Origin of the sequence: Elizabethkingia argenteiflava (assembly GCF_009904105.1) — a bacterium.
Lineage (GTDB): Bacteria > Bacteroidota > Bacteroidia > Flavobacteriales > Weeksellaceae > Elizabethkingia > Elizabethkingia argenteiflava.
Window position 1 is genome coordinate 1 of sequence record NZ_JAAABJ010000117.1, and the last position, 12932, is coordinate 12932.

A 12932-nucleotide genomic window follows, 5' to 3' on the forward strand; every position below is an offset into this window, starting at 1 on the left:
AAGATGGCCAGTTTGGATAAGCACACACAAGAAGAAATTATTGATACTCTCATGAAAATGTTTTCTTAGCTATATAGCCACGAGAAATCAAAAAATTATCAGCGAAAGGTTTGGTTTGAAAATGAAAATAAAATTCACTAAAAGGCTAGTTAAAAATGCGGAATAATTATCTCTTTGGACTAAAAATTAAATATTCTCTATCCTCTGGAGCGAGAAAAAGGCTAACTGGTTGATAATTAGGAGAAGTTGAAAAGCTATAAACTTTCTATAACTTACTTTATGTTAAATCACCAAGTATAAAATACTGAATATAAATCTGAACACAAAATAATATGAAAAAAATTGCAGTAGCTTTTATAGTCTTTTTCTTTTCCTGGTCTTTTTCACAAACGAAAAAGAAATCTTCTGATGAGCAGCCATTTATAAAGTTAAATCAGAAATATATAAATAGTTTAGAGGGAGAAGATGATAATACAAATGAGTATTTGCATATCAATACTTTTAGAGAAAGATTTAATTTACTCAATCAAAATACAGCTCTTAATATTAATTATAATGATGTCACCTATACCTATGTAAAAAAGTATCTTTCTTATCGCTGGTATGGTAAAATTATAGGGCTTTCAGCTTATTATTTTCCCTTGTTCGAATCTAAATTAGCTCAATATGGAATGCCTTTAGAATTAAAGTACCTTGCAGTTGTTGAAAGTGCATTGAATCCAAGAGCCCGAAGCTGGGCAGGAGCAAAAGGCTTGTGGCAATTTATGCCTGCAACAGGAGGACAGTTTGGAATTCGACAGAATCAATATATTAATGTGTTTTTTGATCCTATGGCCAATACAGATGCGGCAGTAAGATATCTGCGTGATCTTTATAAAGAGTTTAAAGATTGGAATTTAGCAATTTCAGCTTATAACTGCGGATCGGGAAATGTCCGGAAAGCAATTAAAAAAGCAGGTTCTAAAAATTATTGGACTGTTAGGCCTTTTTTACCTAGAGAAACACAGGCCTACGTCCCTTCATTTATTGCAGTTAATTACATGTTTAATTTTTATAAGCTTCATAATATTAAACCGATGTATTTTAAACTCTCTTTTAATGATATGAAAATAGTTAAGATAAATAATACAACTTCGTTCCAAGAATTAGGAAAATCTTATAATATTCGATTGCTTCGATTTGCAAACCCTCAATTTATAACCGATGTTATTCCGGTAGGTTCTATTGTTTACGTAAGGTAAAAAATAAAGCTCCAGAAATTACCAGGTAAACTAATCATTAGATATTTAAATTTTGAAAAAAATAGATTCTCAAGAAGAAGTTAAATTAAATATTATAAGTATTTTTTAATTGTATTTATTCATATAGTTAAGCTCGATAGGATTAGTACCTTTTTCTCGTATGTACTTTTGAGCCATATCGTTCATTTCTTTTTTTGAAGCTTCTTCTGTATTTTTAGCATTGTCTATTGTAGCTTTTTCATATCAGGGAATATTTTATCATTTTCTTTAGTTATAATATTCAGGGCGTTCCCTACGGGCAAGCTCTTCGCACTCAATCTTTTTTCATTAATCTTTTTTGGACTTTTTTATTTATCTATTTATCATGAAAAATGGATTTCAGACAATTGCTGCGATCTTTAACGCAGTCAGTCCCTAGACATAAGCCCTCCCTTTATAGGACCAGATATTTTTTCAAAATTTTTCTGGTCCTATCCCCTCCCCAATCTTATGGCCTACACGATGGAACTTTATTTTTTTATTATGTGTTGGCACTTCTTTAAGATTTGATATTTCCTAAAGTATTCTGTATTCATTTTCCCGGTGATGTAACTTCTAGGCTATTTTCTCACTTCACTCATAAGCTCTTGGTTATTCTTGGTGCAAATCTAGAAACCAAGCTGAACACAAAAAAAACTTTTTGGGTCTCCAAAAAATAATTTCTTCCGCTACGCTACTGAAATTTTTTTTCAGAACCTCCCGAGCCTTCGGCAAAAAGTTTTTTTTGTGTTCAGCCTGATTTCTTGGGTCAATTGGCACAGAAATCCCGAGACCTCATAAGCGAAGCAAGCAAACAGCAGAAGTTCTTTGACATCACCGAAAAAACAAACACAGAACACAAGGAAATTTCTATCAAATCTTATCGAAGTTACCAACTCCCAGAAGAACCCAGATTTCCTATATCAAAGCAATCAAAAACATTAAAATTTATTATTATGAATACAATACACAAAAGACAACTAACTATTGATAGTTATACTAAAGAAGCTACTAACATTAATAACTTTACTTATTTAGATAGTACAATAATCACATTTGAAACAAATAACTATTATTACTTTCTGGTTTTTATTGGAAAAAAAACTAAGCCAACGAATTTTATTCGTACAATTTCCGAAGATCTTAGAGAGGTTGAAATTAATAGCATTAAAAAAATAATACTAGATAAATATGAGAAGAATTTAAGTCTTATAGAAAGTAAAAAAGCAATAAGCGATACTATTCAGAAAGGAACAATCTTATATTCAGATTGGGGATATGAGCAAACCAACATTAATTTTTATCTAGTATTGGAGCGCAAAAACTCAAAATTGATTTTGCAAGAAATTGGACAAACAAGAACTTACGTGCGACAAGATTCTGGAACATGTATTGCCAACCCTGAAATAAAGAAAGGTGAGCCATTTGAAAGAAGATTAACAAAATACGCATCTATAAACATTAACAAAATGCAAACCGCCACTATTTACAACGGAAAGCCTTTAAATTGGTCTTCTTATTATTAATATAAAGAGATTGTTAAACATATAAAGTAATTTTTAAGTTACTTTATATGTTTAAGCTTAAAAATAAAATTTACTAACTTTTAAATATCTAATTATGAATAAATACAAAAAGAAGTATAAAAAAAATATCAACCGCTTAAATTATATAAAATGTAAATTTCCAACTGATATTACTTCTTACCTCGAAACTCATTGCGCCATTAGTATGGCACTGGCTAAACAAATAGAAAATCAAAAGGGGCTAGCTTGGAAAATATATAATCAGGAGGGAACACGAGGTATTTATGAACTGGCAGAAGAATTAACAGACGAGTTTGAAGACATGATTAAATATGAACCTTGGAGAGATAAGGACTATTTAAAAGACATAGATTTCTTTTTGGAAATTAAAGAAATGGAAACTGAATATAATTAGTATAAAATCATTTTATATATTAAATATCAAATATTATTAATTTTTTAAATCTAACGTTATGAACTCAATCGTATCAATCACACTAAGTGGTAATTTAACCAAAGATGCAACCTTTAAAGCCTATGAAGATAAAGGAGTAATTAATTTCTCCTTTGCAGTTAATGAACTAGGGAAAAGACAAGATGATGGAACCTACACAAAAAAAACTACTTACTGTAATGCTGCATTATGGATTAGTAGCAACGAAGGTTCCCCACTTTTAGATTCTCTTAAAAAAGGAAAATCTATTACCATATTTACAGACAGAATGCCGGAAATTGATGTTAAAGTTGGAGGAGACAAAACCTTTGTAAATAGAAATTACACAGTGAAAGAGATCGCACTATAAACAGTTACAGCTCCCTGAAAAAAGGGAGCTTTTTAAATTAAATAAAGTGATTAAAAAATCACTATACTAGCTATATATAATAAACCCTTAATATATAGTATTTTTAAATCAAATAAAGTGATTTTATATTTGATTTATATATTTATTATTACTATTTTTACTACATCATAAATCACATACTATGAAAAAAATGAAATCAAAAGATTTAACAAAAGTAGATGCTAATAAATTTTAGGAGGAATACAAAACTAATTTTTTAGGGTCTTATGAATCTCCCAGATATATGAGTGGCCTTAGTATAATGAATTCTGCTTTATCTATGGAAGAAAGATGGATTCAAAAATTTGAAAACTTTATCCAATCTCTCAAAGAGAGAGGTTATGATAAAGCTCTTCTGAAATTTGTTATAAATGATCTAAATAAATACACTGATAAAGAAAAGGCTTTGAAAGAAGCCCAAAAAATTAGTGAAAACAATAATGTATTGCTGTATGTAATACTTTCAAATGGAGACTATTTTATTGATGAAAATAATCTTGTGCGAGTATGGGAAACTCTTATAGCTACTTTTGAAAACGGGAAAAAGATTAAATCATGAAAATATTATCAATAATTACCGAGAAAGGAGGGGTAGGGAAAACGACTACATCAATCCATTTAGGAGCTTCATTTTCCGAAATGGGTTATAAAGTTTTGCAGATTGATTTTGACGCTCAAAGGAACTTATCAATGGGGTATAGAATTGATCGTGACTATCCTTATACAATTAAAAATTTTTTAGATAAAACCGGAGATTTCAGGCTCACTCAAAAAAAAGATAATTTATTTATTTTGGCAGGAGATCGGAATATTGAAAAAGACAAATATTCCAGATATGAATTAAAAGAACGAATTGATTTTCTTAATAGTAAAATGAATTTGGATTTTGTAATTATTGATTGCCCACCTCGGCCTTTAACTGGGGGGGTAGGCCTTGGAGAAATGGCATTATCTTGTTCTGATTATGTCATAAGTCCAATTGAAGCAGAAATGTATTCTATTGAGGGGATTAACGAGTTGTTCCCGAGTATACAAAGAATCATTAAAGAGCATAACAATAAGCTCAAATTTTTAGGATTTTTCTTTAATAAAGTACTTACCAATACGAGAAACTTCCGAGAGTATACAGAAAAGGCAAATTCCCAGGCGAGAAACTATTTTCTAACATCTTTCATTAGACAAGATGTTAATGTTGAGAATGCAAAAAAAGAAGGAAAAACCATTTTTCAAGTAGCTCCACATTCAAGAGCTAGCCTTGACTTTAATGAACTTGCAACAGAAATTTTAAAAGAAATAAATATATAGTGATGAGTAATAATGATTTCAGATTAGAGGATTTTAATTCTAATGACGATATTAAAAGTGAAGTAGTAACAAAAAATTATATTCTTAGAATGTATTTTGATGATTATGAAAAGCTTATAAAATTCAGAAACTATAAGATGCTCAAAGAACATAACATGGATTATAATTTAAGTAAAGCAATTTCGGAAGGAATAGAACTACTCGAAAAAAAATATCCAGATATTGAAAGAGGGATGGAGAAAACTAATTTTAAAAACGGAAGAAGAAGCAGAAAAAATAGGCTTGATGATATTAAAATTAAAGATTCTTCTGCAAATATTTCCAGAGAACATACTAATTTTCTCAATGATTTTATTTACCATAAAATCTATAAAGAGGAAAATTTAGAATACACAAGAATGGAATTAGCTCACGAAATAATTTCTGCACTAGAGAAACGATATAAAGGAAAATTCTAATTTTTTGTTCGCAAAAATTTTCAGACCGGTTCCAGATCAGGAAAGGCCTAATTTAAAAATGCGAACAAATGGTAAAAAGTGCAGCTCTTCCGGAAGCTTATTTTGCGAATAAAAATATTGAGTATGATTATACAATGTCCAGAATGTAGTAAACAGGTTTCAGATCAAGCTTATACCTGTCCTAATTGCGGTTTTTCTATAAAAAAAATAGAGAAGCCTAGTCCGGGATGTTTTATGAAAACTCTTAATACCGGATGCCTAATATTTTTTATAATTATTGGAATTATTCTCTTTGGTGTTATTCTAAATGCAATTTTAATGTATAAGAATAAAGCAACCAAAAAAGAGCCTGTTAAAATTGAAAAAAGAAATGGCAAGTAAGGATAAAAGATATACAATTGAAATTTTCATGAGATTTAGGGATAAAAATATTTCCGAAAGTAATTATGTTTGGCACAACTCTAACGGGGGACTTTCAAAAGTAGTTTCTAATTTAAACGAGCTGCATGGGGACAAATGGGATTACTTTATTGCTCGGAGAAAGTCAAATAAAGAAATAGTGGGAACTTTTTATAATCATTTTAGTATTGAAATCCCTGCAGTACGGTTATATTTGAAATATAAACCAAATTCGAAAGGAAATGGATTAATAATAAATTTTCTCTTTAAAAGAAATGGATTTGATATTGCTAGAGGTATAAACATGTCGAATAAGGTCATTTTAGAGCAATACGAGAATTATATTTCAATTCCGGACAAAATATACCAGGATGCGATTTTAAATGGCAGAAAGGCTTTGTTTGAGTATTATTTAAGTAAAGGGCATCAGATTGTTGAAAACGAAATTATGTTAGGTGATTTTACAGCAGAAAAATTTATATTCAAAAAAGAAAGACCAGGACAATATCCAACATTGGATTTCCCATAAATTAAAGAGGTTGCCATTAGACAACCTCCCTATTTTTAAATCGAGACGTTATATTATCTCTTTTGCAGACCAAAGATATAAAAAAATAAAAATGAATACACCAAATAATAAAAACTATTTAATACAATCTCAAATATTTAATGAAACAGTCCTTAGTGGTATTTCAGAGATTCAAAAAGATATAATTTATTATCTTCAAAGTATAATAAATTTTAGAGAAGCAAACCCGACCGGGGAGGTATATTTTGATTACAATGATTTTATAAAATATAAAAAAACTTCTAAAAACTTAAGTTATTCTTCAAAAGAAATTCAAAATTTCTGCAGAGAATTAATAGGCTTAAAAGGTGTCATATATAATAAAAAAACAGAAAATATTGAGTTCTTCAATATTATAGATAAAATCCAAGTAAATAATAACGATCCTGAAAACTTCATCGTATATTTTGCATCCTGGGGAAAAATATTTTTCTACGAAAAATTTGCTATTGAATATGCGGAGCTTTCTAAAATTCAATATACACAGATTGAAAAAAACATTATTGATTTACAGAGTGCTAAAAGGAAAAAGTTTTTTGAGCTTTTATCACAGTTCAAAGAAACTGGACTATATCGAATTTCATTAATAAAATTAAAAACTTTATTAGGGTTTATTATTTATGATTATTCTGATACTCCCGAAATTGAAGATAAGCAATTAAGCTTATTCGACCAAAGAAGAGAGCCTGTAAAAGAGGTTTTAAAGACTTGGTATGATTTTAGAAAAGTTTTTTTAGATCCGGCCATTAAAGAAATAAATTCAAACAAATCACTTGATATTTCCAATGTTACTTATGTAATGATTAAGAAGGGGAATAAAGTTGTTTCACTAGAATTTACTTTTAAAAGAAGATTGAAAAACGCTTCCTTGTCCGAGAAAGAGCAGAAAGTAGTAAGCTATCTTAAAAACTACGGATTAAATGATTCTCAAGCCTTATTTTTATTGCAACGACTTACACCAGAAACTATATATAAAAGATTGAGTGATTCTATAACTTTTAATAGTCATTATAGCGACGAGAAATCAAAAAATTATCAGCGAAAGGTTTGGTTTGAAAATGAAACCGGCACTGAAATTCAAAACTTAGGAGGTTTTTTATATTCTAAAGTCTTTCCTGAATTAAACGAAAATTCATCTCAATGATATTAACATAATATAAGGATAGACCTCCGTAGCTTAAGGATAGACCTCCGTAGTTTAAGGATAGACCTCCGTAGCTTTAAGGATAGACCTCCGTAGCTTAAGGATAGACCTCCGTAGCTTAAGGATAGACCTCCGTAGTTTAAGGATAGACCTCCGTAGCTTAAGGATAGACCTCCGTAGTTTAAGGATAGACCTCCGTAGTTATTTAATTTTCCTTAAGGATAGACCTCCGTAGATCTCTACTTTCTTTAAGGATAGACCTCCGTAGATCTCTACTTTCTTTAAGGATAGACCTCCGTAGATCTCTACTTTCTTTAAGGATAGACCTCCGTATACTTTTTTCCTAAAGCGCTATTTTAGGCATATTTTCAGACGCTAAAAAGCAACTGTTATTATTTAAAAAGCATTTGTTATTTAAAAAGCATTTGTTTTATATACTGCATATAAATGTTTTCTCCTGGAGAATAAAAGGAAGAGTATAGTTAATATTTATTTTTAGTCCAAAAGAGATTATAAAAAATTTCACTAGGGGGGCGGATACTTTTTTTGCGAACAAAAAAAATTAGCTGAAGGAATATATAAAAATAAATAAAATAACATGACAAATAATATTGGATATATCCAACATTATTTATACTTTTGAGTTTAGCTAAAATTCATAAATTTGTTAGAAATGAAAATATTATCATTTTTCGGTTTAATCATCGACGACTTTATTAAGATAATTAAAGAATTTTATGTCACTGAAAGAAGAAAGAGGAAAAATAATTCCTAAGCCAAAAGACTTTCCGGAAGAAATTTTGAAGAGATGGGATTTGTGGTATACAGAGAAAAATTATAAAAAAAATAAGCTTTATAAACTTCTGATTTTTTTACGAAAAAAAGGGATGAATTTAAACAAATTCTTTGACGAAGAAATTAAAGAAAACAAACAGAATCAAAAATGACAAAGGGACTTACAATTACAATATTTTCAATATTTATTTTGTACTTAATTATAAGTATATTTACGAATATTCCAACATGGTTTAGTACTTGTTTTTATATACTTATTACCATTGGAGCAATTTATTTTTTCTTTTTTAAGCTTGAAGGCCATAAAGAAATGAGGAAAAAATTCGGAGAAAATTTTGACGGATTTACGGAGAAGAAAAATAAATAGAAAGTCTCTTTAAATTATAAATTTAGATATCCTGCCAATAAAATTTGACAGGGTATTTTTTATACCGTAGATTATCTCTTTTGGACTATTTTTAAATATTTCGGGTTTTGAATTTTGGAGATTTTGGGGATCGCTTGGGAAGATCATTCTGAAAGAATGTACCTCCGAAATTTGGTAACGAAGTGGACAAATATAGGAGAAGCAAGAGGAAACGGCGGAAAAAAAATTCGCTGTTTATATCTGTTTGGTTTTTAGTATATTAAAAATTAATTATGAAAAATTAATATAGATTTTCTATATTTTTTCTATATATTTTTTGATTAAATTTATTTAAAGTGTTGAAAATAAATATTTTTTATTAAGTATGAAATTATATATATTCCATATACTATGAAAACAACAACAATTCAAGTAAGTTTAGGTACAAAAGCTCTCATCAATGAGATAAAGGAAAAATATACTCTGGGTACTCATGATAATACGGTTAAAACAATGGCACTTTTTATATCCAGGAATGATCTTAATTTGAATCTGGAATATTTCGGTAGCCATGAAAAGGCAATTAAAAATTTAGAGATCCGGATGGAAGCAAATTTGAAAAATCATACTGAAAAGCTTCTGGATTATAATAAGAGTTTTAGAAACTGGATGGGGGAAATTGAGAAGACTTAGTTGAAACCATTGAATATAAAATTTGGAGTATTAGATAAAATTGTAGATTATGATATTAATAAAATAAGGGAGTACAATTTAAAAAAAGATAATTTTGATAATCCCTTAAATAGTCACTTAAATAAAACAAAAGATGTTGAAGAAATCAAACCAAATATTTCTTTTGTAGAGGATGTTTCAGGTACTTCAAATCAGCAAAATTTAGATGCTAAATTGTCCGGAGATTCAAATGAAATTAATGAATTAAAAAATCAAAACTCTACCTATAAAGATGCCCTGCAGAAGATTATTTTTAATAGTGAAATTGAGGAAATAGAAACCATGATAGGGAAACAAAAAAGATTATGATTAACCTCTCACTTTCGGAGTGGAACTACATTAATTCTCTGATATAATGTTTGCAGATTTTAAATTTCATAATGCAAAAGAAGGATCTTCTTCCGGAAGATTATTCCATTATCTGGAAAAAGAAAACCAAGGAAGGATAATTGAAAATCAAAATCTGGTTTTAGAAGGAAAAGAAATTGAGGAGGGAAAAGACATTGAATATTTTTTTAATGAAGATTTTAATCCCTATGATCTTAGTGATCCTAATTCAAAAATAAATGTTTTTGAAGCTATCGATAAAATTGATAATAATAGAGGATCAAAAAGTTATAAAGATTCTAATTTTTACCTTCTTAATATTGCGCCCAGTCAAAAGGAGTTAAAGCATTTGGAAGCTTTGGCAGTTGCAGAACTTGAAAGTAGAGACCTTTTTATAGATAAAGTTAGAGATGTTCCAAAGGCTTTACAATTTTATAATGAACAAAAGGATCAGCTTATGAAATTACAGTTGAAACTTTATACAGCAAAGGTTATGGATCAGTATGCAGTCATGATGGATAGAGAAATTTATGCTAATCAGGATAGCTTGCCTTCAAATCAGGAAAGAAGAAAGTTAAAACCAATTATTCAAGAGCGTTATACTACATTCCTGAAAGAAAAAGGATTGCCTTTGGAGTATTCTGAAAAACAATATGTTGATATACCCAGTTATAGGTTGAAACAAGATTATCCCCATGGGAAGCTTTATACTTTTTATTCTGAGGATATCAAAAAAAATAAAGCTTATTTATACCTAATAGCTTGCATAAGATTGAAAATGAGGTACTAAAAATAGAGGAACAGTACTATGCAGATAAATATAATGCCATTTTAGATAAAGAAGAAGAAAAGCGCAAGATTGTTGTAATTGAGGGCACTTCATTAAATAGCCAGGATAATTTCACCGACTATATTAAGGATGAAAAGATTTTAGAAAATTTAGATAAAGTAAATGCTAAAGATTGGGAAGCATATACAAATTTAAACGGTTTTTATCCCGTCAATTTATTTACTCAAAAACGTTACAGCGGATTTAATGTAATGGCTCTTTTTCTCGATACAATGATTAACAATTTTAAGACTTCAAGATATGCAACTTTCATTAGTATATCTAAAGCGGGTGGAAAACTTAAAAAAGGTTCTAAAGGATGTGTAATTGAATTTTTCAGTTTCATTTTTAAAGATAAAGAAACAGGAAAAACAATTCCGGAAAGTGAAGTAAAAAAAATGAAGCCGGACGAACTAGAAAATATTTTTAAAATTCCATGTGTTAAAAATTATGTTGTTTTTAATTCAGAATTAATTCAAAATATTAATGAAATTAATCTTTCAATACTAGATGAAGAACCGCAGGAAAATGAATTTTCTGAAAAGGAAAACTGCGAAATTTTTATTTCAAAGATTATTAGTAATGGAGGTTTAAAATTATCGTATTCAAGGATTGAAGTTGCATTTTATAGACCTTCATTTGATTATATAGAAATGCCTAAAAAAGAATTATTTATTTCAACTGCTAAATACTATTCTACATTGTTTCATGAAATTATTCACTGGACTGGTCATACTTCAAGATTAGACAGAAATTTGCAAGGTTACAATGATAAAGAAAGTTATTCATTTGAGGAATTAATTGCGGAAATGGGTTCAATGTTAAATTGTTTACAGTTTGGTATTTTAGACGAATTTATAAACTCAGTTCGTTATCTAAAGGTATGGTCTACGGTTAATATTTCAGAAAGAGAAATTAATTTAAGAAATGCATTTTCAGAAGCCAAAAAAGCTAAAAAGTTTTTAGAACAGTTATAAAAAGGGCTACCAAGGTCCCCCGATCTATAGTAGCCCTAAGTAAGGAACATATTTAGCTGTGTGAAAAGCTAAATAGAAATACGATGAAAACAATAATAATAAATACATTTGAAATATGTAAAAAAATTCTTTAAATTTAATAATGATTTTGTTTTTTTTAATCAAAAATATATAAAGCGATAAAAAGGTAGCATATTACTGCTACCTTAACTCCAAAATACACACTTATCTAAAAAATGATGAGATTTTAGCGAACTCCATATAAACAGTTTAAAATTAAAATTTTTTATTTTTTTCTTAGAAAAGAAAAGTTAGCTAATTTAGTGTAGTTTTATAGATATCTCTTTATGTATATTTGCTATAATAAATTAAAAAAATGGGTGTAGGTACTAATCTAAGAAAAATTAGAAGTAGAACAAAGCTCTCTCAACAGGAGGTAGCTGATAAAATGGGTGTTAGTAAAAATACCTATATGAGTTGGGAAAGTGAAGATGCAGATATAAAATCAAGATATATCCCCCAGCTTGCAGAACTCTTTAATGTCGAAATAAAAGATTTATTTTCAGAAGAAAATAAAGGTATTAAATTCATAAATTTCCAAAATAACGACAGCGGTACGGGTAACATTATTGTTATCACCGATAAGGAAACCGCAGAGCTTTTTAGTGAAAAAATGGTCGAAATTTTTAAGTTTTTAAAAAAATAAACTTCATAATCCGTAACGCACCAAAATAAAGCAGCTTGTGCACAAATTGGAGATTTCGTAGATTATATTCTTTGGAAGAATTATACTAGAGATCAAAAGAAATAGGGTTTTGTTCGCATAATTTTTTGGATATCTTTTGGATCTGGAAAACTTGGATTAAAAAATGTGAACAAATTTAGAATACTGCAGATCTTCTAGGTGTTAATTTTGCGAATAAAAAATAGTTAGAAAATAAGCACTTTTAGTAGTGCTTATTTTTTTGTGTATGTTGTAATAATGTTATAACTTCAGAGTATGAAAGCAAAAGTTAGAAAAATAGGTAACTCCTTCGGAATTATTATTGGAAAGAAGCTGTTAGAACAGGCCGAAGTTAAAGAAGAAGTTTCTTTATCCATCGAAGATTCTAAGATAATAATTGAAGCGGTTAAGAGTAATCCCCGCGCAGGCTGGGAAGAAATGTTGCTAAAAGCTAAATCTTTAGAAGATACAGAGTTTTTAGAAGATTTTGAGAATGAGTTTGACAAAACAGAGTGGACATGGTAATTAAAAGATTTGATGTTTTCTTTATCGATCTAAATCCTACTGTAGGTAGTGAAATCAATAAGATCAGACCGTGTGTGATAATTTCTCCGGACGAAATGAATAATGCTTTAAATACAGTAATTATAGCCCCTTTGACGTCTACAATAAAGCCATATCCAATGAGAGTAAACTGCAGG

General features: G+C 29.1%; 17 protein-coding genes. All 17 read left to right on the forward strand.

The window, feature by feature from the left end:
• Window positions 1-332 precede the first annotated feature (332 nt).
• Complete coding sequence (locus GNY06_RS00705) at window positions 333-1241, forward strand: lytic transglycosylase domain-containing protein (protein ID WP_166518360.1); 909 nt, start codon at window positions 333-335, stop codon at window positions 1239-1241.
• Window positions 1242-2215: 974 nt separating this feature from the next.
• Window positions 2216-2785: a hypothetical protein gene (locus tag GNY06_RS00710; RefSeq protein WP_166518361.1), complete on the forward strand. Its 570-nt coding sequence runs from the start codon at window positions 2216-2218 to the stop codon at window positions 2783-2785.
• Between the two features lie 94 nt (window positions 2786-2879).
• Window positions 2880-3200, forward strand: a complete 321-nt coding sequence (locus GNY06_RS00715) for a hypothetical protein (RefSeq protein ID WP_166518362.1) — start codon at window positions 2880-2882, stop codon at window positions 3198-3200.
• 58 nt (window positions 3201-3258) lie between these two features.
• Complete coding sequence (locus GNY06_RS00720; protein WP_166518363.1) at window positions 3259-3588, forward strand: single-stranded DNA-binding protein; 330 nt, start codon at window positions 3259-3261, stop codon at window positions 3586-3588.
• A gap of 319 nt (window positions 3589-3907) precedes the next feature.
• Window positions 3908-4186: a hypothetical protein gene (locus GNY06_RS00725; RefSeq protein WP_166518364.1), complete on the forward strand. Its 279-nt coding sequence runs from the start codon at window positions 3908-3910 to the stop codon at window positions 4184-4186.
• Window positions 4183-4932, forward strand: a complete 750-nt coding sequence (locus GNY06_RS00730; protein WP_166518365.1) for a ParA family protein — start codon at window positions 4183-4185, stop codon at window positions 4930-4932. The genes GNY06_RS00725 and GNY06_RS00730 overlap by 4 nt, the downstream gene beginning before the upstream one ends.
• Before the next feature lie 2 nt (window positions 4933-4934).
• Window positions 4935-5390: a hypothetical protein gene (locus GNY06_RS00735; RefSeq protein WP_166518366.1), complete on the forward strand. Its 456-nt coding sequence runs from the start codon at window positions 4935-4937 to the stop codon at window positions 5388-5390.
• Between the two features lie 358 nt (window positions 5391-5748).
• Window positions 5749-6318 (forward strand): hypothetical protein, encoded by a 570-nt coding sequence (locus tag GNY06_RS00740; protein WP_166518367.1) that lies wholly within the window; start codon window positions 5749-5751, stop codon window positions 6316-6318.
• 91 nt (window positions 6319-6409) lie between these two features.
• Window positions 6410-7501 (forward strand): replication initiation protein, encoded by a 1092-nt coding sequence (locus tag GNY06_RS00745; RefSeq protein ID WP_166518368.1) that lies wholly within the window; start codon window positions 6410-6412, stop codon window positions 7499-7501.
• Window positions 7502-8238: 737 nt separating this feature from the next.
• Window positions 8239-8448 (forward strand): hypothetical protein, encoded by a 210-nt coding sequence (locus GNY06_RS00750; protein ID WP_166518369.1) that lies wholly within the window; start codon window positions 8239-8241, stop codon window positions 8446-8448.
• A 605-nt stretch (window positions 8449-9053) separates the two neighbouring features.
• Window positions 9054-9335 (forward strand): hypothetical protein, encoded by a 282-nt coding sequence (locus GNY06_RS00755; RefSeq protein WP_166518370.1) that lies wholly within the window; start codon window positions 9054-9056, stop codon window positions 9333-9335.
• 9 nt (window positions 9336-9344) lie between these two features.
• Complete coding sequence (locus tag GNY06_RS00760; protein WP_166518371.1) at window positions 9345-9683, forward strand: hypothetical protein; 339 nt, start codon at window positions 9345-9347, stop codon at window positions 9681-9683.
• A 46-nt stretch (window positions 9684-9729) separates the two neighbouring features.
• Window positions 9730-10491 carry a DUF5712 family protein gene (locus GNY06_RS00765; protein ID WP_166518372.1) on the forward strand — a complete coding sequence of 254 codons (762 nt, stop codon included), beginning with the start codon at window positions 9730-9732 and terminating at the stop codon, window positions 10489-10491.
• Window positions 10464-11507, forward strand: a complete 1044-nt coding sequence (locus GNY06_RS00770; protein ID WP_166518373.1) for a zincin-like metallopeptidase domain-containing protein — start codon at window positions 10464-10466, stop codon at window positions 11505-11507. The genes GNY06_RS00765 and GNY06_RS00770 overlap by 28 nt, the downstream gene beginning before the upstream one ends.
• A gap of 376 nt (window positions 11508-11883) precedes the next feature.
• The gene (locus tag GNY06_RS00775; protein ID WP_166518374.1) at window positions 11884-12213 is read left to right on the forward strand and encodes a helix-turn-helix domain-containing protein; all 330 of its coding nucleotides are present in this window, start codon (window positions 11884-11886) and stop codon (window positions 12211-12213) included.
• A gap of 294 nt (window positions 12214-12507) precedes the next feature.
• Window positions 12508-12756 (forward strand): AbrB/MazE/SpoVT family DNA-binding domain-containing protein, encoded by a 249-nt coding sequence (locus GNY06_RS00780; RefSeq protein ID WP_166518375.1) that lies wholly within the window; start codon window positions 12508-12510, stop codon window positions 12754-12756.
• Window positions 12750-12932, forward strand: a 183-nt coding sequence (locus GNY06_RS00785; protein WP_176589922.1) for a type II toxin-antitoxin system PemK/MazF family toxin, incomplete at its 3' end; no start/stop codon positions are given. The genes GNY06_RS00780 and GNY06_RS00785, both read left to right, overlap by 7 nt.